Consider the following 22,475-nt stretch of genomic DNA (forward strand, 5'->3'; position numbering starts at 1 on the left):
GCAGCGATGAGCAGGCCGAAGGACCGGCCCGGGCGCGGCGGCCTGCGCGGCTGGGGCGGGGTGACGGGGATGGCGGTGGCGTGCGCGGTCACCGCCGCGGTCACGCTGCTGCCGCTGGCCCACCACGACGGCGGATCGGCCGGGGCGGGCACGTCGGGCGGGGTCGTGACGGCCGACCGGACCCGGGCCGAGGCGTGCACGGAGCCGGAGGCGAGCCTGCCCGCGTCCGGGGCCGACGGGCCGAACATCGACAGGATCAAGGAGCGCGGCAAGCTGATAGCGGGCGTCGACCAGAACAGCTTCCGCTGGGGCTACCGCAATCCGGAGAGCGGGGATCTGGAGGGGTTCGACATCGATCTGGTGCGGGCCATCGCCGATGACCTCCTGGGCGACCCGGACGCGGTGATCTTCCGGGCCATCCCCACCAACCAGCGCATCGCCGCCCTGGAGAACGACCGGGTCGACGTCGTCGTGCGGACGATGACGATCAACTGCAAGCGGCTGGAGCAGGTCTCCTTCTCCACCGCGTACTTCCAGGCCGGGCAGCAGGTGCTCGCCCCGAAGGAGTCGCCGATCACCGGCTACGACTCCTCGCTGAAGGGCAAGCGGGTCTGCTCGGCCGAGGGCTCCACGGCGTACGAGGCACTGGAGGAGACGTCCTTCGGGGCGCTCTACAAGGACGATTTCGACGGCACCGAACGCGACCCGGACCGGCTGACCGTGCCCAACCAGCTGGACTGTCTGGTGCGACTCCAGCTCGGCGAGGTCGACGCGGTCGTCACGGACAACGCCCTGGCGGCCGGGCAGGCGGCGCAGGACCCGGCGGTGGAGCTCAAGGGGAAGGACCCGTTCACCACGGAGTACTACGGCGTCGCCGCGAAGAAGGGCTCCGACGACCTGGTGGCCCGGGTCAACAAGGTCCTCGTCGACTACCGGGCGGGCGGCAAGGACAGCGCCTGGATGCGGTCCTACGAGAAGTGGCTGGCGACCGGCCTGCCCGGGATCACCGCACCGCCCGCCCCCAAGTACCGAACCGACTGACCCGGTGACATCGCGGCACCTGCGCCGCGGCACCGAGCACCACAGCAGCGAACCGACCGGAACGAGCGGGCCGGAGCAGACCTAAGCAGACCGATCCCGCCGGGCCGACCGGCCCGGCGGGGAGAGCGGAGAGGTGATCGATGGGCGTCGCGGGATCCTTTCCCAGCTTCGCGGGGAGGCCCTCCGGACCGGTCATGGACCGGGAGGAGGCGGACCGTGCGCTGGCCCGGCTCGGGGCGGAGCACGAGGCCATCGAGACCTCGCTCCTCGCGCTCCAGGACCACGCCGGGCGCCGGCTCCTGGAGGGCGCCGAGCTGACCGGCGTCACCCGGGAGCGCTGGGCCGCCACCGAGCAGTCGATCACCCTCCTGTGGGGGTATTTCGACGCGTACGCGGGGGCGCTGTCCGAGGCCCGCGAGATCCGTGCGCGCCGCCGCCATCCGAACCGGGAGGACCTCGCCGCGCTGACCGAGCTGCTGCGCGGCGAGTCGGTCACGGTCGCCAACCCCCGTGCGGTGCCACCGCCTTCGGCCGACGGCCCGGCCCGGCTCTCCGAGCGGTTCTCGCTCCAGGAGCTGGTCGCCCGGATGAACGAGCTGTACGCCAGGTCCCTGGACATGGTCGTCGCCTCCGACTCCGTCTGGTCGGCACTGCCCGCCCGGATCGACCTGCTCGCGGCCGAGCTGCACCGGACGCGTTCGCTGGCCCACTCGGTGGGGGTGCGGCCCGGTGAGCATCCGGCCGGGGACGATCTGGCGGAGATCACCGAGGAGCTGACGACGCTGCGGGTGCAGGTGATCTCGGACCCGCTGGCGTTCTGGCTGCCGGGTCCCGGCAGCGCCGCGCCCGGCGGCGGCCGCCCCGACACCTCGCGCTACGACCGGGCCGCCCGCGCCCTGGAGGACGTACGGCGCGAGATCGAGGCGGTGCTCGCGGTCCGGCAGGACGCGGAGGCGCGCCTGGTGCGGCTGCGGGACGTGCTCTCGCGGGCCGACCGCACCCTGACGGAGGCGCGGGCGGCGCGCGGCGAGGTGCTGGCGAAGATCGCCGCATCCGAGGTGCCCGCGGTCAGCGGTCCGCCGACCGCTCTTCAGGAGCGTCTCGCGGCCGCGTCGGAGCACCGCAGGCACGCCCAGTGGCACCGGCTGTCGCCGCTGCTGGAGTCCCTGGAGCAGGAGGCCGAGGACGAACTGCTGCGTGCCCGTGAGTCGTTGACCTCGGTGACCGCGCCGCTGGCGGTCCGCGCGGAGCTGCGCGGCCGGCTCGACGCGTACAAGGCGAAGGTGGCCCGGCACGGCCTGGCGGAGGATCCGCTGCTGATCGAGCGGTACGACGCGGCGCGCCGCATGCTGTGGAGTGCGCCGTGCGATCTGCGGGTCGCCGAGCAGGCCGTCCTGCGTTACCAGCACGCGGTCGCGGAGTCGCTGCCGTCGCGCCGGCCCGACGGACCGCAGGGCGGGCAAGGCGCGGGCGAACAGGGGGAATCACGATGAGTACGCAGTGCCAGCGCCCCGCGTGCGAGGGCAATTACGAGGACATGGGCGGCGGTGAGCTGTACTGCGACACCTGCGGTCTGGCTCCGGTCGTCTCGCCGACGGGGATGGTCTCCTCGCCGCCGACCGGGATCGCCGGGGGCGGCCGGGCGAGCAGCCGGGACAGTTCCTCGCAGCGCTCCAGCTCCCGTGCCTCCGCGCGGTCCTCGTCCCGTTCGTCGACCTCGCGCCGGTCGGTCTCCGGCCGGCTGTCGCGTTCACTGTCCGGGGCGTCCACCTCCCGTTCGGTCTCGGTGCGTTCCTCCGGCTCGACGTCGGCGGCCTCGGCCCGGGGGCGGCTCGGCGTCGGCCTGGTGGAGGTCCCGGACGTCCCCCGGCCCGATCCGCGTACGGCGGTGATGGAGCGGGCGGAGGTGCCCGAGCGCAAGCGGTTCTGCTCCCGTTCGGACTGCGGGGCTCCGGTGGGCCGTTCGCGCGGTGAGCGGGAGGGCCGCACCGAGGGGTTCTGCACCAAGTGCGGCCACCCGTACTCCTTCGTGCCGAAGCTGACCGGCGGCGACATCGTGCACGGCCAGTACGAGGTCGTGGGCTGCCTGGCGCACGGCGGTCTCGGCTGGGTGTATCTCGCGGTGGACCGGGCCGTCTCCGACCGCTGGGTGGTCCTCAAGGGCCTGCTGGACACCGGCGACCAGGACGCGATGGCCGCCGCGATCTCCGAGCGCCGCTTCCTCGCCGAGATCGAGCACTCCAACATCGTGCGGATCTACAACTTCGTCGAGCACCTCGACCAGCGCACCGGCTCCCTCGACGGCTACATCGTCATGGAGTACGTCGGCGGCAAGGCCCTCAAGGAGATCGCCAACGAGCGCCGGACCCCGGCCGGGAAGCGCGACCCGCTGCCGGTGGAGCAGGCCTGCGCGTACGGGATCGAGGCGCTGGAGGCGCTCGGTCATCTGCACAGCCGCAATCTGCTCTACTGCGACTTCAAGGTCGACAACGCGATCCAGACCGAGGACCAGCTCAAGCTGATCGACATGGGCGCGGTGCGCCGGATGGACGACGACGAGTCCGCGATCTACGGCACGGTCGGCTACCAGGCCCCCGAGGTGGCGGAGCTGGGCCCGTCGGTGGCCTCCGACCTGTACACGGTGGCCCGGACGCTGGCGGTCCTCACCTTCGACTTCCAGGGGTACACGAACGTCTTCGTGGACTCGCTGCCGGACCCGGACACCATCGAGGTGCTGCGCACCTACGAGTCGTTCTACCGGCTGCTGGTGCGGGCCACCGACCCGGACCCGGCCCGCCGGTTCGGCTCCGCCGCGGAGATGGCCGAGCAGCTGACGGGGGTGCTGCGGGAGGTCGTGGCGCTGCAGACCGGCCGGCCGCGCCCGGCCCTGTCGACACTGTTCGGCGCGGAACTGCGCGTGGTCGACACGGAGTTGTTCGCCCCGCAGACGGACAACGTCTCGCAGCTGGGCGGCCGGGACACCGGCTCCGCGCGGAGCGGGCTGCTGGGCCGCCGCAAGGGCCGCGGTGGTCAGCCGGCCGGCATTCCCGCGCAGGCCGGCGCGGGGCAGGTCCACGGCGGTGCGGCTCCGGTCGCGCCGGGGGCCGTGACGTCCGCGGTGGCCGGGGCGCTGCCGGTGGGCGCGCAGCCGTCCGGCCCGGCGGGGGGTCACGCGGCGGGCGCCGCTCCCCTGGCCGTGCCGCCGACCCATGTCCGGGGCTCCGCGCCGGGCGGCGGGGCTCCGCTCCCGTACGCTCCCCCGGCGCACGCACCTGTTCCGGCGCCCCGCGCGCCCGGCAAGGCCCCGGGCTCCGCGCCCGGACCGTATGCCACCGGTGCCCCGGCCGGACCGTACGTCCAGACAGCCCCGGCCGGACCGAACGGCCCCGGTGGCGGTGTCCGGCTCGCCCTCTTCGACGCCCCGGCCACCGCGTTGGCGCTGCCGGTCCCCCGGGTCGACGCGCTGGACCCGAACGCCGGTTTCCTCGCGGGTCTGATGGCCTCCGCCCCGGCCGAGCTGATCACCGCCCTGCACACGGTCCCCGTCCCCTCGCTGGAGACCCGGCTGCGGGAGCTGCGGGCCCGGCTGGAGATGCGGGAGCCGGATGCGGCCGCCCGTGCGCTGACCACCCTGGAGGGTGAACACGCGGACGACTGGCGGGTCGTCTGGTATCGGGGCGTCACCTCGCTGGTGACCGGCGACCACGAGACGGCGGCGCTCTCCTTCGACGCGGTCTACGACGCGTTCCCCGGCGAGACGGCGCCCAAGCTGGCGCTCGGGATCTGCGCGGAGGTGCTGGGCCAGCTGGACAACGCCGCCGAGTACTACCGCCTGGTGTGGGCGACCGATCCCGGGTTCGTCAGCGCCGCGTTCGGCCTGGCCCGGGTGCAGATCGCCGCCGGGGAGCGGGGTGCGGCGGTGAGCACCCTGGAGTCGGTGCCGGAGGCCTCGATCCACTACACGGCGGCACGGGTCGCCGCCGTCCGGGCGCGGCTGCGCGAGCGCTCGCACCGGGAACCGCTGCTGACGGATCTGACGGCCGCCGGGGGCCAGGTGACCGCGCTGGGCGCCTTCGGTCTGGACCCGGTGCGGCACGAGCAGTTGTCGACGGAGGTACTGGGCAAGGCGCTCGACTGGGTACTCTCCGGTGGTCCCGGTGTCCCGGGGTCGGGCGGACCGGCCGCCGGTCCACCGGATGCACGGAAGCTGCTCGGCGCGGAACTGACTGAGCGGGGACTGCGGTTCGGGCTGGAGCGCTCGTACCGGATGCTCGCCCGGCTCGCGCAGCGGGGCGACGAGAGGATCGAACTGGTGGAGCGGGCCAACCGTTTCCGCCCCCGGACGTGGGTGTGAAGATGTCTCAGAGCCACCAGCAGCCCGCCCTGTCGAAGTGCCCCGGCTGCGCGGAACCGCCGGCCGCGGGCGACCTGTTCTGCGGGGCGTGCGGCTACGACCTCTCGGCCGTGCCCGGGCGCCCGGGTGACCGGCCCACGATGGCCATCACCGTGCCCCCGGCCGCGTCGGGGTCCGAGGCCGTGCGGTGGCCCGCAGCCGCGGAGACCGACAGTTCGGACGTGCCCGCGCCCGTGCACCGCCCGTCGGACCTGCCGGGGACGGACTCGGGCGGCAGGCCCTTGGCAGAGCAGGTACAGCAGCGGGAACAGGCCCAGGAGCCGAGTGCGGCGGCCGGGCAGGGCGCGCCGGTCGGGCCCGGGCCGGAGCCCGTCGGCGGTCCTGAGTCCTCGGCCGTTCCGGTGCGCCACGACGACCGGGCGGTGCCGGGCGGTGCGGAGCACTCCGGTGACTTCGCGCTGGCCGCGCCCGATCCCCGTACGGCCGAGCACGCCGCGGCGGCCGCCGCTCCCGCCGCCGGGGGGAAGGTCTGTGTGGCCTGCCGCTCCGGCCGGGTGGACCCCGACGGCTACTGCGAGAACTGCGGGCACGCCCAGCCCCGTGAGCGCGACCACATGGAGCAGGAGCTCGGCTCGGTGGCCGCGGTGAGCGACCGGGGCCTGCGCCACCACCGCAACGAGGACTCCTTCGCGGTGTCCTCGACCGCGCTGCCGGACGGTTCGCCCGCCGTCGTCGCGATCGTCTGCGACGGCGTCTCCTCGGCGAGCCGCCCCGACGAGGCGTCGGCCGCCGCCGCGAGCGCCGCCAACGAGTCGCTGCTGGAGTCCCTGCCGCGCGGTACGCATCCACAGCAGGCGATGCACGAGGCGATCGTCGCCGCGTCCGAGGCGGTCAACGCCCTGGCGCAGGAGCCGGCCGGGGCGATGGAGCACGACGCGCACCGCCACCAGAACGCCCCGGCCTGCACCCTGGTCGGCGCGGTCATGGCGGGCGAGCTGCTGATCGTCGGCTGGGTCGGCGACAGCCGGGTCTACTGGGTGCCCGAGGACCGGAGCCGGCCGACCGCCCGGCTCACCGAGGACGACTCCTGGGCCGCGCAGATGGTGGCGGCCGGCCTGATGAACGAGGCCGAGGCATACGCGGACGAGCGCGCCCACGCCATCACCGGCTGGCTCGGCGCCGACGCGTACGAACTGGAGCCGCACACCGCCGCGTTCAAGCCGGACCGGCCGGGTCTGGTCGTCGTGTGCACGGACGGCCTGTGGAACTACGCCGAGTCCGCCGAGGAGATGGCCGCCGCGGTCCCGGCCGACGCCCAGGAACACCCGTTGCGCGGCGCCCAGGTGCTCGTCGGACACGCGCTCGACGGCGGGGGCCACGACAACGTAACAGTGGCACTTCTGCCGTTCGCCGTCCGGCCGCAAGGGGCAGGATCGGCCTGCGAAACCGTTTGAGCCTCAAGGAGCCGACCAGATGGCCAACTTCTCCAAGTCGCAGGTGCCGCAGTTCTCCGTCGAGGTCTACCAGAACGAGTTCCTGCCCGAGGGCGGCCGTGAGGTCAACGCGATCGTCACCGTGACCTCGACCGGCGGCGGCACCACCGGCGGGATACCGCTGGCGGACGCGGCGCCCGCGTACGGGGCGGGGCAGGGGCCCGGCGCGGCCGTGGTGCTCATGGTCGACTGCTCGGGCTCGATGGACTACCCGCCGACGAAGATGCGCAACGCGCGCGACGCGACGGCCGCGGCCATCGACACCCTGCGCGAGGGGACCCAATTCGCGGTGGTCGCCGGAACGCATGTGGCGAAGGACGTCTATCCGGGCAACGGCCGGCTCGCGGTCGCCGACGCGCGGACGAAGGCGCAGGCCAAGGAGGCCCTGCGAAAGCTGAGCGCGGGCGGAGGCACCGCGATCGGCACCTGGCTGCGGCTGGCGGACCGGCTGCTGAACTCGGCCGACGTCTCCATCCGGCACGGCATCCTGCTGACCGACGGCCGCAACGAGCACGAGTCGCCCGAGGACCTGCGGGCGGCCCTGGACTCCTGCGCGGGCCGGTTCACCTGCGACGCCCGAGGGGTCGGCACCGACTGGGAGGTGAAGGAGGTCACCGGCATAGCCGCCGCCCTCCTCGGCACGGCCGACATCGTCGCCGACCCCGCGGGGCTGGCCGCGGACTTCACGCACATGATGGAGAACGCCATGGGCAAGGAGGTCGCGGACGTCGCGCTGCGGCTCTGGACCCCGGTGGGCGTGGAGATCCGGTTCGTGAAGCAGGTCGCGCCGACCGTCGCCGACCTGACCGCCCGGCGCACCGAGGCGAACGCCCGGGCCGGGGACTACCCGACCGGTTCCTGGGGCGACGAGTCCCGCGACTACCACGTGTGCGTCCTGGTGCCGGAGGCCGGTATCGGCCAGGAGATGCTGGCGGCCCGGGTCTCGCTGATCCTGCCCGACCCCTCGGGCGCGGGCACGCCGCAGACGCTGTCGCAGGGGCTCGTACGGGCCGTGTGGACGGACGACATGGTGGCGTCGACCTCGATCAATCCGCAGGTCGCGCACTACACGGGTCAGGCGGAACTGGCACAAGTCATCCAGCAGGGGCTGGACGCACGCAAGTCGGGCGACTTCGACGGCGCGACGGCGAAGCTGGGCCGTGCGGTGCAGCTGGCGTCGGCGTCCGGGAACCAGGACACCGCGAAGCTGCTTTCGAAGGTGGTCGACGTCGTCGATGCCGCGACAGGTACTGTGCGACTCAAGGCGAAGGTCGCGGAAGCGGACGAGATGACCCTCGAAACGCGCTCCACCAAGACCGTTCGCGTCAAGAAGTAGCACAAAGCGATCACCTCGCGGTCAAGGCACCGCGACCGAAAGCATGCGGCCTCCGCGGCCGGTAGAGGAGAGGGGGAAGCGCCGACATGCCGACCTGCCCGAACGGACACCAGTCGGGTTCCGAGGACTGGTGCGAGGTCTGCGGACACCGCATGACGACCGGCGGTGCGCCCGCCGGCGCGGTGCCCCCGCCGCCTCCCCCGCCGCCAGCGCCCGGTTACGGCTACCCCCAGCCGGGTTCCGGCACCGGTGGCGGACAGCCCACCATGCAGGCGGAGCTCTGCCCGCAGTGCCGTACGCCGCGTGAGGCGATGGCGCCGTTCTGCGAGGAGTGCCGCTGGAACTTCCTCACGAACACGGCGACCTCCTACACCCCGCTGGCCCCGCAGCACAGCACGCCCAGCGGCCCGCCGCCCGGCCTCAACCTGCCGCCCGGCTTCCAGGCGCAAGGCCCCGGCGGACAGCCCGGCCCCGGTGGTCCTGGAGGGCCCGGTGGTCAGCCCGGCCCCGGTGGTCCCGGTGGTCCCGGTGCGCAGGGCGGGCCGCCCGGCGCGCCTCAGCAGCGCGACCCGTTCGACTACCAGGGCTCGCGGCCCTCGCAGATGAACCGTCCCGCCGAGCCGCTCACCCCGGAGCAGAACGGTCCGCAGGGGAACAGCGGCCCGCAGGGGAACGGCGGCCAGGGCGGTCCTCCGCAGTCGTTCCAGCAGGGTCCCCCGCCGTCCGCGTTCCAGCAGCAGGGCCCGCCGTCGGCGCGTTCGCCGTTCGAACCGCAGCAGTCGGCTCCGTCGCCGTTCGAGCCCCAGCAGGCCTCGCCCTTCGCGCCGCCGCAGCAGCATCAGCAGTCGGCGCCACCCGCGCCTCCGCAGTCGTCGGGCCACGCCGGTGGCGGGGACGACTGGATGCTGTCGCCGCCCTCCCAGGCGCAGCCGCCGCAGCCGCCCCAGCAGTTCCAGCAGCCGGGCCCCCACCAGGGCCAGGGCCAGCCGGGTCACCCGGGCCAGGGCCATCAGCAGCACGGGCAGGACCAGGGGTACGACCAGGGTCAGCAGCACGGTGTGCCCGGCCAGGGCCGGCCGCAGCAGCCCGCCACCTGGACCGCCGTGATCGCCCCGGACCGTGCGTACTTCCTCGCGATGATGCAGCGCAGCGGCCCCGAGGCGACCGGGCTGAACCTGCCCGCGTACTCCCCGGAGCAGCGCCTTCCGCTCACCGGCAGCCAGGTCACCATCGGGCGCCGCCGGCAGAGCACCGGCGAGTCCCCGGACGTCGATCTGTCGGTGCCCCCGGAGGACCCGGGCGTCTCGCACCAGCACGCGGTGCTGGTGCAGCAGCCCGACGGCGGCTGGGCGGTCGTCGACCAGAACTCCACCAACGGCACGACGCTGAACGGCGCCGAGGAGCCGATCCAGCCCTACGTCCCCGTGCCGCTCCAGGACGGCGACCAGGTGCACGTCGGGGCCTGGACGACGATCACGGTCCGCCGGGACTGATACCGCCGGGCCGGGCCCGCGCAGAAGCCCGAGCACACGCCGGGCCGGGCAGGACGCCGGTGCTCGCCGCCCCCGTTCACCGGCCGGCGGCGAGCGGCCAGGTGTAGGGGCCCTGCGGGTCGTCGAGCCAGGCCCACTGCCGTCCCTGGCCGACCGTGATGCCGTACCTCTCCCGCTGCGGGCGCCCCTCGCGCTCCCAGAGGGAGAGGGCCTCGTGCGGATCGAGGGTGCCCGCGGTCAGCGTCAGGAGGAACCGGAACAGATCGTCCCCGGCCACCCGGCGCGGCAGTCCGCCGAGGTGCGGCAGCCCGTCGGCCAGCGGCAGCGCCCCGCGTAGGGGCACGAAGTACGCCGGGGTGTGCAGGAAGTGCCCCTCGGCGCGCGGTCCGTGCGCCGTCGCACGGACCTCCAGCAGGACCAGGCCGGTGGCGAGCGGCGCGAGGATCAACGCCCCCGGACGGCACTGCTCCGGCCAGCTCTGCGGTACGGAGGGCAGGGTGCAGGTCGCGATGATCCGGTCGTACGGGGCACGCTCCGGACAGCCCCGGGCGCCGTCGCCGGTGATCACCGTCGGGTGGTACCCGGCCGCGGCGAGGTGGCCGCGGGCCGAATCCGTGATCTCCGGGTCCAGATCGACGCTGGTCACGGCGGGGTCGCCGAGCCGGTGGGCGAGGAGGGCCGCGTTGTAGCCGGGGCCGGTGCCGATCTCCAGGACCGTGTGTCCGTCGGCCATATCGAGGGCGTCGAGCATCAGGGCCATCAGGGACGGCTGACTGGAGGACGAGACGAGTTCGCCGTCCTTGAGCCAGGTGGCCAGCGCCCCGTCCGCGTACACCCCGTGCAGCCAGCGGGAGCGTTGCCCGGGGTCGGCGCCCTCCCCGAGGCGTTCGTAGCCCCCGATCCCGTGCACGTAGAAGAACGGCACGAACAGATGGCGGGGCACCTCGGCGAAGGCGGTACGCCAGGCGGGATCGGTGAGTCCGCCCCGCGCGACGATCTCCCGCACGAGGGCGTCCCGCGCCGCGTCGGCCTCGGCGTCGGGAGCGGACGGGGAGGGGCCCTGCCGGTGTGCACCCATGTCTCCACTGTCCTGCGCCGGGGCTGTGGGGGCGAGAGGGAGCACACGGGCTCCGATCCCGGACGTTGGTCCTAGGACCGCTGACCTCGGGCGGTGCGTCTGCGACCATGGACGGGTGACTGAGATTCCGCGCGACACGCTTCAGGAGCAGACCTTCTACGAGCAGGTCGGCGGCGAGGCGACCTTCCGGCGCCTGGTGCACCGCTTCTACGAGGGCGTGGCGGGCGACGAGCTGCTGCGGCCGATGTACCCGGAGGAGGATCTGGGCCCGGCCGAGGAGCGGTTCGCGCTGTTCCTGATGCAGTACTGGGGCGGCCCGCGCACCTACAGCGACCACCGGGGCCACCCGCGGCTGCGGATGCGGCACGCGCCGTTCCGGGTGGACCGCGCGGCCCATGACGCCTGGCTCTCCCATATGCGGGTCGCGCTGGACGAGCTGGGGCTCGCGCCCGAGCACGAGCGGCAGCTGTGGGACTACCTGACGTACGCCGCCGCCTCGATGGTCAACACCGCGGACTGAGCGCTTCCGGACGTCGGCGGACCACCGGTCGGCGGCTACGTGAACGTTCTGTGACCAGACGCCTCCGGAATTCGACGCTCCACCTCCGGATAACGATCACGATCGCATCAAGGTGCGCCTGTAAGCGGTTACCGAAACCCAGGTGCCTCTGAAAGCATCACCGGTACGTCGGGGGGCGTGCGCGTGTGGTGTTTCCGGGGCTGGGGGATCAGGTGACGGGTTTCGTCCTTCTGCGGGTGCGGGCTCATCGCCTGTTGCTCTCCGCGGCCGTCCTCGCCGTCCTGCTGACCACCTCCGTCCTGGCCGCGCTCACCGCGTTCTCGGGTTCCGTGGGGGACGCGGCCCTGCGCCACACGCTCACCCACCGCTCGGCCGCGTCCGCCGCTCTCGTCGTGTCCGCGTCGGTGGACCACGAACAGCGCGCGGAGGCCGACGAGGCCGTCCGTAAGGCCTCCCTCGACGCCTTCGACGGGCTGCCCGTGACCGTGGGGAAGCTGGAGAGTTCGGGGTCGTACGCGCTGCCGCGAAGCCTCCAGGACCCGGCCGCCCGGCGCGGCGAACCGGACCTCACCCACTTCGCCGCCCTCGACCGCGGCCGCGTGCGGGTCACGGAGGGCAGGGCGCCCGCCGCCTCCGATGGCACCGCCCCCGTACAGGTCGCGCTGCCCGTCGTCGCCGCCGAGGCGCTGAAGCTGAAGCCCGGCGCCCGGCTCACCGTCACCGACCGGCTGCGGGACGACAAGAAGCAGCGGGTCCTGGTCACCGGTGTCTACGAGGCGGCCGACCGGTCCGACCCGTACTGGCAGTTGGACCCGCTGGGCGGGCGCGGAGTGCGCAAGCTCGCCTTCACGACGTACGGCCCGCTGCTCACCGACCCCTCGGTCCTCGCCTCGGGCGCGCTCGGCGGCGGGCAGACGTCCTGGCTGGCGGCCGCCGACTTCGCCACGCTGACCACCGGCTCCATGGCGGGGCTGCGGGACGCGTCGGCGGGTGCCCCGAAGGCGCTGGCGGCCGCACCGGTGTTCAAGGCCGGTGTCACCGCGCGCATGTCGCTGCCGACCGTGCTCGACCAGCTCGACCGGGCGCTGCTGGTCTCCCGTTCCACGCTGATGATCGTCGCGGTGCAGCTGGTCCTGCTGGCCGCGTACGCCCTGCTGCTCGTGGCCCGGCTGCTGAACAGCGAGCGGGACGGCGAGCGCGAACTGCTGCGGGCCCGGGGCGGTTCGCGGGGCCGGATCACCTCGTTCGCCGCGATCGAGGCGCTGCTGCTGGCCGTGCCCGCCGCCGTGGTCGCCCCGCTGCTCGCGGGGCCGCTGACCGGGCTGCTGGCCGAGCGCAGCGCCCTGTCCCGGATCGGTCTGGAGGTCGGCGCGGCCTCGACCGGGACCGTGTGGCTGGTCTCCGCGGCCGTCGCGCTGGCCTGCGCCCTGGCGGTGGTGGCCCCGTCGCTGACGGCCGGGGCGGGCGGGCGCAGGACGCGGGCCGCCTCGCTGCCGGGGCCGGTGCGGGCGGGCGCGGACCTCGGGCTGCTGCTGATCGCGGGGGTGGCGTACTGGCAGCTGGACCGGCAGGCCGGCGGCGGGGCACTCACCGGCGACCGGGCGGGCAACCTCGGGATCGACCCCCTGCTGGTCACCGCCCCCGCCCTCGCGCTGCTCGCCGGAACGGTCCTCACGCTGCGGCTGCTGCCGCCCGCCGCGCGGCTCGCGGAACGGCGTGCGGCCAAGGGCCGGGGGCTGCCCGCGGCCCTGGCGGGCTGGCAGTTCAGCCGCCGCCCGTTGCGGGGCGCGGGGCCGGTGCTGCTGCTGGTCCTGTCGGTCGCGATGGGCATGCTTGCGATCGGCCAGAGCGCCTCGTGGAACCGTTCGCAGTCCGACCAGGCCGACTTCGGCTCCGGCGCGTCGGTCCGGCTGGTGGGCGGTCACGGCAGCGGTCCGGCGTCGGCCGGGATCTACAGCGGCCTGGACGGGGTGCGGCAGGCGGCGCCCGCCCACCGGACGACGGTGGAGGCCTCCGGGGGGCGCACGGCCGAGATCCTCGCCCTGGACACCGCCCACGCGGACGAGGGGATGCTGATGCGCTCCGACCTCGTCGGCGGAAGCCCGCGCCGGGTGTTCGACACCATCGCCCCGAAGCGGACCCCGCGCCCCGGGCTCGTCCTCCCGAAGGGCAGCACCCGGGTGCTGATGGACCTGCGGATCACCACGGTGTCGCCGAAACGCTCCGAGGCCGCCCCCGGCACCTCGCCGCCGGTGGTCACCGTGCTCCTGGAGGACCGCTACGGCCTCCCGTACCGGTTCCTGGCCGGTCCGGTGCCCGTGGACGGCCGCCCGGTCCCGGTGTCGTTCACGGTGTCGGCGGCGGGCGGTCTGGCCGTGACCGGCATCGAGGTGGACGACCAACCGCCGTACGGCCGGGCGGAGAAGCGCCGGGTCACGGTGAGCGACGTCCGCGTGGTCACGGGATCCGGCGACGACAAAGCGTCGGGCTCCGGCTCCCCCGAAGGGTCTGAAGGCTCCGCAAAATCCGAGGACTCCGCAGGCCAGGGACGCCCGGAACGCCCGGTGCCGGTCTCCGGACCGGTGCGCTGGGACGCGTCGATGGCGCTCACCCAGAGCGGTGACAGCCGACCCGGCAGACCGCCGGTGGGCAACGGGGCAGCGGGCCTGCCGGACTTCACTTACGACACCGGGGTGAGCAGCGAGGACACCTGGGAGCCGACCACCAGCACCCTGCGGATCACCGCCGCCCGGCCGAAGGCCGCGCCGCTCAAGGCGGTCGCGACGGACGCCTATCTGAAGAGCACGAACGCGAAGCTGGGGGACGAGATCGACCTCACCCTGGCCGGGAACACCGTCCGGGTGACCCTGGCAGACGCGGTGCGCCGACTGCCGACCACCGGGGCCGCCGAGCTGTCCGGCGCCGCGGACCCGGCGCAGTACGGCGGCGCGCTGCTGCTGGACCTCAAGGCCGTCACCGAACTCCTGGCCGGGCGCACGACGGCCACCATCGAGGCGACCGAGTGGTGGCTGAGCGCTGCCCCCGGGGACGCCCCGAAGGTCGCCGCCGCGCTGCGCGCGCTGCCGGACACCGACCCGGCCCAGGTGCTGGTCCGGGCCGAGGCCGCCCGGCAGTTGGTGGACGACCCGCTGGGAGCGGGGCCGCAGTCGGCGCTGCCCGCCGTCGCGGTGGTCGCGGCGGCGCTGGCGGCGGTCGGCTTTGCGGTCAGCGCTTCGGGCTCCCGGCGCGAACGGGCGGCGGAGCTGGGCGTGTTGCGGGCGCTCGGTGCCCCGCGTCGCCAGCTGGCCCGGATGATCGCCGCCGAACAGGGCGTGCTGATCGCTCTCGCCCTGCTGATCGGGCTCGGCATCGGCACGGTGCTGACCCGCGCCGTCGTCCCGCTCATCGTGCTCACCGGGCAGGCGGACCGGCCTGTTCCGCCGGTGCTGGTCGAGCTGCCCGCCGGGCAGGTCGCCGCGCTGCTGGCCGGGGTCGCCGCCCTGCCGCTCGTGATCGTCGCGACGATGGCGCTGCGCCGCGGGGACCCGGCGGTCACACTGCGCCACCAGGGGGACCACTGACATGAGCGACGGCAAGCGGGCGGCGAGCGCCCCCTGGATACGGACCCGGCTGCGCACCGCACCCGGCGCCGCGGTGGCCCTCGCGGTGCTGGTGCTGGTGACGGCGTTCCTCGCCGCGGCGTTCCCGCGGGCCGTGGACGCGTACGAGACGAAGGGGCTGCGCCACGACATCCGGCTGGCCGACGCCGGGCGCAGCGCCGTGGAGGTCTCCCGCCCCCAGCCCGGACTGGAACTGCCGCGCGAGCAGCGGGAGGCCGGAGTACGGACGCCCGAGCTGCGGCGGATCGGCGGTGCGCTCGGCAAGGCCCTGCCCGATCCGCTGCGCGCGGACATGTCGTCCGTGGCGTTCGGCGTGCGCACCCTGAAGCCGGTGCTCGCGACCGAGCCGTGGCTGCCGAGGCCCGACACGGTGCCGCCGCAGCTCTCGTACACGGCGCAGACCGGGCTGAAGGAGCACGCCCGGCTGGTCAAGGGTGCCTGGCCGACGACGCCCGACGCGGTGACGGCCGGCTCGCGTGCGGTGCGGGGCGCGGTCACCGAAGAGACGGCGGCCGCGCTGAACATGAAGGTCGGCTCGACCCTCCGACTGCCCACCGCCGTCGGGGGTCCGCTGACGGTGACCATCACGGGCATCGTCGCCCCGCGTGACCCGGGCGGCAGCTACTGGTCCGCCGATCCGCTGGTGCGCACCCCGTCCCTGATCCCGGACCCCGCGAGCCCCTTCCCGCAGAACTACTGGACCGGCACCGTCCTGCTGGCCGAGGACGCGGGTCCCGCCCTCCTGGCCACCGCCACCGAACCGTCACTGTTCTGGCGGTTCCCGCCCGACGCCTCCGCGCTCACCGGCCCCGACGGCGCCCGGCTGACGGCCGTCGTCAACTCGCTGGAGAGCGGCCCCGGGCTGCTGAAGGTGCGGGCGATCGCCGGGGACACCGCGGAGGTCCTCACCGGGCTCGGGCACATCGTGCAGGCCAACGCGCGGATGCGCGACGCGATCAGCCCCGTGATCGCGGTCGCCGCCCTCGGCATCGGCTCCGTGGCGGCCGTCGTCCTGGTGATGACGGGCGCCCTGATCGCCGCCCGCCGCAAGGCCGAACTGGCCCTGATGCGCTCGCGCGGCGGCTCGCTGCGCGGGATCGGCGGCCGTCTGCTCGCGGAGACCGCGGTGACCGTGGTGCCCGCGAGTGCGCTCGGCCTGCTCCTCGCGGTGCTGGCCGTGGGCGAGGGCCGCTGGTGGCCGGCGGCGCTGGCGGCGGCGGGCGTCGGGCTTCTCGTCTGCGTCGCGCTGCCCCTGCGGACCACGCTCCAGCACATCCGGCCCACCCTGCACGGCGCCCGCGAGGACATGGTGAGCGCCCGGCCCTCGCGTCGGCGGACCGTCGCCGAACTGACCCTGCTGGTGCTGGCGGTCGGTGCGGTGACGGCGCTGCGCCGTCGCGGTACGTCCGGGGGCGGCACCGATCTGCTGGTCAGCGGCGCGCCTGTGCTGCTCGCGCTGATCGCGGCACTGGTGCTGGTGCGGCTCTACCCGCTGCCCCTGCGGCTCGCCGCGCGTCCGGTGGCCCGGCTGCGCGGGGCGATCGGCTTCCTGTCGCTGGCCCGGGCCGGACGGTCCTCGGCGGGCGGGGCGCTGCCGCTGCTGGCCCTGCTGCTGGCGCTGGCCACGGCGGCGTTCGGCGGCTCGGTGATCGCCGGGATCGGGGACGCGCGGGACGACGCGGCGCTGACGACCGTCGGCGCGGACGCCCGGGTCAGCGGCAAGAGCGAGCGGGCGACCCTGCCCGACGAACTGGTCCGCACGGTGCGCGGCCTGGACGGGGTGCGGAACGCGGCCCCACTGCGGGTCGAGTTCGGCGTGACCATGCCGGAGACGGCGGCCGGTGGCGGCGGGGCAGGCAGCGGTACGGATACGGGCGCGGACAGCGGAGGTGGCGGCGACGCGGCCGGGGCGAGGGCCACGACCATGGTGGGCGTCGACCCGGCCTCGTACACCCGGCTGGCCCGCACGACCGGGCTGCCGGACTTCCCGAGCGGCCTGCTGAAGGCCACCGGCGCCTCGGCACCGCTGCCCGAGGGCGCGAAGTCCGGCCCGGAGCGCGTGCTGCCGGTCATCGCCTCCCCGGCGGTGGCGGCCCGGCTGGGCAAGGAGCAGCACGCGGTCGACACCCTGTCCGGGAACTTCAAGGTCCAGGTGGTGGGGACCGTCGAGCGGGTGGCGTCCCTCGCCTCCACGAACTTCCTGATCGTCAACTCCGCCTCCCTGGAGCAGCGGGTGCCCACCACGCTGCTGCTCACCGGCGCCCCCGACCCGGGGAAGCTGCGCGCGGCGGCCGACGGGAACGGCGAGGAGTTCGTCGTACAGCTGCGTTCCGAGGAACGGGCGCGGTATGTGAACACCCCGATGCAGGCGGGGGCCGAGCGGATCTATCTGGCGGCCGTCGCGGCGGGCGCCGGTTACGCGCTGCTGGCCGTTCTGCTGTCGCTGCTCCAGACCGCGCCCGAGCGCAAGACGCTGCTGGCGCGGCTGCGGACGATGGGGCTCACCACCGGACAGGGCAGGCGGCTGCTGGCCTTCGAGGCGACCCCGCAGGCGCTGCTGGCGGCGGGCGGCGGCCTGCTCACCGGCTGGGCGACCATCGTCCTGCTCTCCCCAGGCATCGATCTGGTGCCGCTCGCGCTCGCGGGCGTCGCCGGATCGGACACGAGCCCCGTCACGCTGCGCGCCGACCTCTGGTCGCTGGCGCTGCCGGCCGCCGGGGTGGTGGCACTCGCCGCCGCGGTCGCGGGCGTGCAGGCGTGGTGGGCGAGCCGCCGCGGATCGATCACCGAACTCAGGGCAGGAGACTCCCGATGACCTCGTCCACCGAGACGGCAGGCACGCCCCGCGCGGCCGAGACGACGCTGGCGGAGCTGGAGCGGCGGGCCGCGGCCCGCCGGGACCGCCCCTCCTACGGGCACGACGCGCTGATCGCCTGCGACCGGGTGGTGCGGATCTTCACCACGGACGGGGTGGAGGTGCAGGCCCTCCAGGGCCTCGATCTGCTGGTCACCGAGGGCGAGTTGATGGCCCTGGTGGGGGCGTCGGGCAGCGGCAAGTCGACGCTGATGAACATCCTGGCGGGGCTGGACGTGCCGACGGCGGGCTCGGCGAAGGTCGCGGGGTGCGATCTGCTGTCGATGGGCCCGAAGGAACGGCTGCGCTACCGGCGGGACGTGGTCGGGTTCGTCTGGCAGCAGACCGCCCGCAATCTGCTCCCGTATCTCACCGCGATCCAGAACATCACCCTGCCCATGCAGTTGCGCGGCGGGGGGAGCAAGCGCGAACGGGCCGCCCGGGCCGAGTCGTTGCTCGCCATGCTGGACATCGCGGACTGCCGCGACCGGCGGCCCCAGCAGCTCTCCGGCGGTCAACAGCAGCGGGTGGCGATCGCGGTGGCGCTGGCCAACAACCCGTCCGTGCTGCTGGCGGACGAGCCGACCGGTGAGCTGGACTCGGCCACCGGGGAGCAGGTCTTCGCCGCGTTCCGGCGCGCCAACGAGGAGTTGGGCACCTCGATCGTGATCGTCACCCATGACCAGGCGGTCGCGAACGAGGTCCGGCGTACGGTCGCCATCCGCGACGGCCGTACGTCCTCCGAGGTGCTGCGCCGTACGGAGGTGGACGCGGCGACGGGCCAGGAGTCGCAGGTGGCCCGGGAGTACGCGATGCTCGACCGGGCGGGGCGGCTCCAGTTGCCCGCGGACTACACGCAGGCGCTGGGTATGGAGCACCGGGTGCTGCTGGAGCTGGAGCAGGACCACATCGGCGTCTGGCCGGACGCGCACGGCGCTCCGGAGAAGCCGGAAGGGTCTTCGGACCCGCAGGAGAAGCGGGAGAAGTAGCGGCGGAGGCGACCGGCCCCGCCGATCCGGCCGTCGGCCGGTCAGCCGGGCCGCCGGTTCAGCCGGGCTCGACCGACAGGCCGAGCCCGCCGAGCCCGCCGGCCGGGTCGCGGCGCAGCGCGATCGAGCCGAAGGGCGTCCGCAGCCGCAGCCAGCCGCCCGCGGAGAGCAGCGAGACGGGGAAGTCCGGGTCGGGACGCAGGAAACCGAGGGACTGGGCGGCGTGCACGGCGCGCAGGGGCAGGTCCGTGGTACCGACCGGCCGGGACCAGATCTCGCGGCCGATCCGGTCGCGCTCGGCGCGGGTCCGCGACTCCTCGGGCAGCGCCTCGTCCCGCGTACGGAATTCGGCGACGGCCTCGTCAAGCGCGACGCGCAGCGCGTCGGGGGCGGGCAGCCCTGCCTGCTCCTGCCAGGGCCCCCGGGGCGGCAGGACGCCGGTCCAGGGCGGCCCGGTGACGGGCGCGGGCAGCGCACCGCCCCGCTCCCCCGGGCCCTCGCCGTCGCCGGAGACGTCGAGGGACTCCAGCAGCTCCCCGGCCGACACCGTGACGTCGAGCGTCTCGGGGCGGGCCAGGCGGGCGGTGCGGATGGCGAGGACCTCGAAGGAGGGCGGGCGGCCGAACACCGCCAGCGCGTCGCCGCCGCCCGCCTGCAACCGGACCGCTGCGGCCCGGTCGTAGTGGAGCAGCCGGCCGAGGAAGGCGGCGAGATCCGCCGCCTCCCTCGGGTCGGCGAACAGCAGCGACTGCACGGGCACGGTCATGCCGCGGCGGGCTCCTCTGCCAGGTACTGCTGGAGGAAGAGCTTCTCCTCGGCGGAGATCCGCCGGGGCCGCTCCGCCGCCAGGTCGTACGGCACGACGACGGTCGAGGCGCGTACGTACACCTGCTCGGGGTCCTTGATCTCGTAGGCGATCGTCAGGGACGCGGCGCCTATCTTCGTGACCCACGACTCGACGGTCACCGGCTCGTGCCGGTGGACCAGCGGCCGTACGTAGTCGATCTCGTGCCGGGCCACGACGGACCCGCCCGAGAACGACGGGGAACCGTCCCCGGGCGCCAGCCGGAACATGAAGTCGATGCGCGCCTCCTCCAGGTAGCGGAGGAAGACCACGTTGTTGACGTGGCCGAAGGCGTCCATGTCCGACCAGCGCAGGGGGCAGCTGTAGAGGTGACGAGCCAAGAGGATCAGCCTCGCGTGAGCTTCTTGTACGTGGCACGGTGCGGGCGGGCCGCGTCCGGGCCGAGGCGGTCGATCTTGTTCTTCTCGTACGACTCGAAGTTGCCCTCGAACCAGTACCACTTGGAGTCACCCTCGTAGGCGAGGATGTGCGTGGCGACGCGGTCCAGGAACCAGCGGTCGTGGGAGATGACCACGGCGGCACCGGGGAACTCCAGCAGCGCGTTCTCGAGCGAGGACAGGGTCTCCACGTCGAGGTCGTTGGTGGGCTCGTCGAGGAGCAGCAGGTTGCCGCCCTCCTTGAGCGTCAGCGCCAGGTTGAGGCGGTTGCGCTCACCACCGGAGAGGACGCCGGCCGGCTTCTGCTGGTCCGGGCCCTTGAAGCCGAACGCGGAGACGTAGGCGCGGGACGGCATCTCGACCTGGCCGACGTTGATGTAGTCCAGCTCGTCCGAGACGACGGCCCAGAGGGTCTTCTTCGGGTCGATGTTGGCGCGGGACTGGTCGACGTAGGAGATCTTGACCGTGTCGCCGATCTTGACCGAGCCGCTGTCGGGGGTCTCCAGGCCCTGGATCATCTTGAACAGCGTGGTCTTGCCCGCGCCGTTCGGACCGATGACGCCGACGATGCCGTTACGGGGCAGCGTGAACGACAGGTCGTCGATGAGGACCTTGTCGCCGAAGGCCTTCGAGAGGTTCTCGACCTCGACGACGATGGAACCGAGCCGGGGGCCCGGCGGGATCTGGATCTCCTCGAAGTCCAGCTTCCGCATCTTGTCGGCCTCGGCCGCCATCTCCTCGTACCGGGCGAGACGGGCCTTGGACTTGGTCTGGCGCCCCTTGGCGTTCGACCGCACCCACTCCAGCTCCTCCTTGAGGCGCTTCTGGCGCTTCTCGTCCTTGCGGCCCTCGACCTTGAGGCGGGTGGCCTTCTTGTCGAGGTAGGTGGAGTAGTTGCCCTCGTAGGGGATCGCGCGGCCGCGGTCGAGTTCGAGGATCCACTCGGCGACGTTGTTGAGGAAGTACCGGTCGTGCGTGACGGCGACGACGGCACCCGCGTACTTCGAGAGGTGCTGCTCCAGCCAGTTCACCGACTCGGCGTCCAGGTGGTTGGTGGGCTCGTCGAGGAGGAGCAGGTCCGGGGCCTCGATGAGGAGCTTGCAGAGCGCCACGCGGCGCTTCTCGCCACCGGAGAGGTTGGTGACCGGCCAGTCGCCGGGCGGGCAGCCCAGGGCGTCCATGGCCTGCTCCAGCTGGGCGTCCAGGTCCCACGCGTTGGCGTGGTCCAGGTCCTCCTGGAGCTTGCCCATCTCCTCCATCAGCGCGTCGGAGTAGTCGGTCGCCATGAGCTCGGCGACCTCGTTGAAGCGGTGGAGCTTGCCCATGATCTCGGCGGCGCCGTCCTGGACGTTCTCCAGGACGGTCTTCGACTCGTCGAGCTTCGGCTCCTGCATGAGGATGCCGACGGTGAAGCCGGGCGACAGGAACGCGTCGCCGTTGGACGGCTGCTCCAGGCCCGCCATGATCTTCAGCACCGTGGACTTACCGGCGCCGTTGGGGCCCACGACACCGATCTTCGCGCCGGGCAGGAAGTTCAGATTGACGTCATCGAGAATCACCTTGTCGCCGTGCGCTTTGCGCGTCTTGCGCATGGTGTAGATGTACTCAGCCAAGAGAAACCGTCCGGCAGCAATAGAGGTGTGGGCAGATACACCCATCTTGCCTGACGTCCGCCTCCGGACGGAAACCCGTCTCGCCGGAGGACCCTCAACAGCCACCCTCGCCACACGGGCTCAAGGCCGAACGTCACCGGTTGTAGCCACTGCATTGCGGGAAGAATGCCGACGACGACGTCCTCTCAGCCGGCCACGGGGGTCACATGGGAAGCGCTCTCATCGGATTGGCCGCCGCAGTGGTCGGTGTCACGGGCACGCTCATCGCCTCCGTGCTGTCCCAACGCCTTCTGGCCCGCGTGCAGGCGGAGCAGTTCGACCGCCAGCAGCTGTCGGCCGAGGCGCAGTGGCGGCGCGAGCAGCAGGTGGCTGAACTGAGCCGCCGACGCGACGGCTACATGCAGGTCAACGCGTCATTCCGGCGCTACCGAACGCACCTCATGGACTTCCTGTGGACCCTGCAGAAAGGAGCGGTGACGCCAGAAGCTCGAGAACGGGTCGAAGAGGCCCGACGCGATCATCACGCAACCTTCGCCCAGGCCCAGTTGATCGCGTCCACAGCGGTTCTGGCCGAGCTGGACGGGATGACCGCCGCATTGTCGGAGGTGTACCGCCGGGTCATGTCCCTGGAAGAAGGGACTCCCGACCCGGACGGGTCCTTCGAGGGCCTACGGTCGGACTTCGATCACCTGTGGGAGCGATGGGAGGGGATGCGCGCCACGATGCGCGCCGATCTCGGGGCCGGGAACGATCACGACGGGGAGCAGCGGACCGGCCCCGTGCAGCTTCCCTCGCCCCGGCCTGGGGGCCCGGAGACGCCCCGAGCCGCCTGACACGGCAAG

15 protein-coding genes are annotated in these 22,475 nt (G+C 73.6%); 11 read left to right on the top strand and 4 right to left on the bottom strand.

Annotation, left to right across the window (positions count from 1 at the left end; genetic code table 11):
• The first annotated feature begins 6 nt into the window (after window positions 1-6).
• The 6 genes from IE134_RS12050 (at window position 7) to IE134_RS12075 (ending at window position 9,717) form a co-directional block, all read left to right on the top strand.
• Window positions 7-1,041 carry a glutamate ABC transporter substrate-binding protein gene (locus tag IE134_RS12050; protein ID WP_030721274.1) on the top strand — a complete coding sequence of 345 codons (1,035 nt, stop codon included), beginning with the start codon at window positions 7-9 and terminating at the stop codon, window positions 1,039-1,041.
• Between the two features lie 140 nt (window positions 1,042-1,181).
• Window positions 1,182-2,534, top strand: coding sequence for a coiled-coil domain-containing protein (locus tag IE134_RS12055; RefSeq protein WP_126931444.1), 1,353 nt, complete (start codon window positions 1,182-1,184; stop codon window positions 2,532-2,534).
• Window positions 2,531-5,395 carry a serine/threonine-protein kinase gene (locus tag IE134_RS12060; RefSeq protein WP_189430425.1) on the top strand — a complete coding sequence of 955 codons (2,865 nt, stop codon included), beginning with the start codon at window positions 2,531-2,533 and terminating at the stop codon, window positions 5,393-5,395. Before IE134_RS12055 ends, IE134_RS12060 begins: the two co-directional genes overlap by 4 nt.
• Before the next feature lie 2 nt (window positions 5,396-5,397).
• Window positions 5,398-6,849 carry a protein phosphatase 2C domain-containing protein gene (locus tag IE134_RS12065; protein ID WP_189430427.1) on the top strand — a complete coding sequence of 484 codons (1,452 nt, stop codon included), beginning with the start codon at window positions 5,398-5,400 and terminating at the stop codon, window positions 6,847-6,849.
• 19 nt (window positions 6,850-6,868) lie between these two features.
• Window positions 6,869-8,224, top strand: coding sequence for a vWA domain-containing protein (locus IE134_RS12070; RefSeq protein ID WP_189430429.1), 1,356 nt, complete (start codon window positions 6,869-6,871; stop codon window positions 8,222-8,224).
• A gap of 86 nt (window positions 8,225-8,310) precedes the next feature.
• Window positions 8,311-9,717: an FHA domain-containing protein gene (locus tag IE134_RS12075; protein ID WP_189430431.1), complete on the top strand. Its 1,407-nt coding sequence runs from the start codon at window positions 8,311-8,313 to the stop codon at window positions 9,715-9,717.
• Between the two features lie 76 nt (window positions 9,718-9,793).
• Here IE134_RS12075 and IE134_RS12080 read toward each other — a convergent pair whose 3' ends face one another.
• Window positions 9,794-10,795 carry a methyltransferase domain-containing protein gene (locus IE134_RS12080; RefSeq protein WP_030721295.1) on the bottom strand — a complete coding sequence of 334 codons (1,002 nt, stop codon included), beginning with the start codon at window positions 10,793-10,795 and terminating at the stop codon, window positions 9,794-9,796.
• Between the two features lie 115 nt (window positions 10,796-10,910).
• Here IE134_RS12080 and IE134_RS12085 point away from each other — a divergent pair, with 115 nt between their 5' ends.
• The 4 genes from IE134_RS12085 (at window position 10,911) to IE134_RS12100 (ending at window position 18,778) form a co-directional block, all read left to right on the top strand.
• Complete coding sequence (locus IE134_RS12085) at window positions 10,911-11,315, top strand: globin (RefSeq protein ID WP_006124491.1); 405 nt, start codon at window positions 10,911-10,913, stop codon at window positions 11,313-11,315.
• 212 nt (window positions 11,316-11,527) lie between these two features.
• On the top strand, window positions 11,528-14,896 hold the full coding sequence (locus tag IE134_RS12090) for an FtsX-like permease family protein (protein ID WP_189430433.1): 3,369 nt from the start codon (window positions 11,528-11,530) through the stop codon (window positions 14,894-14,896).
• Between the two features lies 1 nt (window position 14,897).
• A complete protein-coding gene (locus IE134_RS12095; RefSeq protein WP_189430435.1) occupies window positions 14,898-17,750 on the top strand; it encodes an ABC transporter permease in 2,853 nt (950 codons plus the stop codon).
• A complete protein-coding gene (locus tag IE134_RS12100) occupies window positions 17,747-18,778 on the top strand; it encodes an ABC transporter ATP-binding protein (RefSeq protein WP_030721305.1) in 1,032 nt (343 codons plus the stop codon). The genes IE134_RS12095 and IE134_RS12100 overlap by 4 nt, the downstream gene beginning before the upstream one ends.
• Window positions 18,779-18,836: 58 nt before the next feature.
• On the opposite strand, the gene IE134_RS12105 is transcribed toward IE134_RS12100, so the two are convergent.
• From IE134_RS12105 to ettA, 3 genes are read right to left on the bottom strand one after another with little or no spacing between them, the layout of a single operon-like run.
• Window positions 18,837-19,544 carry a DUF8010 domain-containing protein gene (locus IE134_RS12105; RefSeq protein ID WP_030721307.1) on the bottom strand — a complete coding sequence of 236 codons (708 nt, stop codon included), beginning with the start codon at window positions 19,542-19,544 and terminating at the stop codon, window positions 18,837-18,839.
• Entirely contained in the window at window positions 19,541-19,963 is a 423-nt protein-coding gene (locus tag IE134_RS12110; RefSeq protein ID WP_003969105.1) for an acyl-CoA thioesterase, read from the bottom strand. The genes IE134_RS12105 and IE134_RS12110 overlap by 4 nt, the downstream gene beginning before the upstream one ends.
• 5 nt (window positions 19,964-19,968) lie before the next feature.
• Complete coding sequence (gene ettA / locus IE134_RS12115) at window positions 19,969-21,633, bottom strand: energy-dependent translational throttle protein EttA (RefSeq protein ID WP_010063043.1); 1,665 nt, start codon at window positions 21,631-21,633, stop codon at window positions 19,969-19,971.
• Between the two features lie 206 nt (window positions 21,634-21,839).
• Here ettA and IE134_RS12120 point away from each other — a divergent pair, with 206 nt between their 5' ends.
• Entirely contained in the window at window positions 21,840-22,466 is a 627-nt protein-coding gene (locus tag IE134_RS12120) for a hypothetical protein (protein ID WP_050513829.1), read from the top strand.
• Window positions 22,467-22,475: the final 9 nt, after the last annotated feature.

This window comes from Streptomyces rubiginosohelvolus, from assembly GCF_014649875.1.
Classification (GTDB): domain Bacteria; phylum Actinomycetota; class Actinomycetes; order Streptomycetales; family Streptomycetaceae; genus Streptomyces; species Streptomyces rubiginosohelvolus.

Coding starts and splice junctions, on each gene's coding strand:
- IE134_RS12050 (WP_030721274.1), top strand. CDS start 7: ATGAGCAGGCCGAAGGACCGGCCCGGGCGCGGCGGCCTGCGCGGCTGG.
- IE134_RS12055 (WP_126931444.1), top strand. CDS start 1,182: ATGGGCGTCGCGGGATCCTTTCCCAGCTTCGCGGGGAGGCCCTCCGGA.
- IE134_RS12060 (WP_189430425.1), top strand. CDS start 2,531: ATGAGTACGCAGTGCCAGCGCCCCGCGTGCGAGGGCAATTACGAGGAC.
- IE134_RS12065 (WP_189430427.1), top strand. CDS start 5,398: ATGTCTCAGAGCCACCAGCAGCCCGCCCTGTCGAAGTGCCCCGGCTGC.
- IE134_RS12070 (WP_189430429.1), top strand. CDS start 6,869: ATGGCCAACTTCTCCAAGTCGCAGGTGCCGCAGTTCTCCGTCGAGGTC.
- IE134_RS12075 (WP_189430431.1), top strand. CDS start 8,311: ATGCCGACCTGCCCGAACGGACACCAGTCGGGTTCCGAGGACTGGTGC.
- IE134_RS12080 (WP_030721295.1), bottom strand. CDS start 10,795: ATGGGTGCACACCGGCAGGGCCCCTCCCCGTCCGCTCCCGACGCCGAG.
- IE134_RS12095 (WP_189430435.1), top strand. CDS start 14,898: ATGAGCGACGGCAAGCGGGCGGCGAGCGCCCCCTGGATACGGACCCGG.
- IE134_RS12100 (WP_030721305.1), top strand. CDS start 17,747: ATGACCTCGTCCACCGAGACGGCAGGCACGCCCCGCGCGGCCGAGACG.
- IE134_RS12105 (WP_030721307.1), bottom strand. CDS start 19,544: ATGACCGTGCCCGTGCAGTCGCTGCTGTTCGCCGACCCGAGGGAGGCG.
- IE134_RS12120 (WP_050513829.1), top strand. CDS start 21,840: ATGGGAAGCGCTCTCATCGGATTGGCCGCCGCAGTGGTCGGTGTCACG.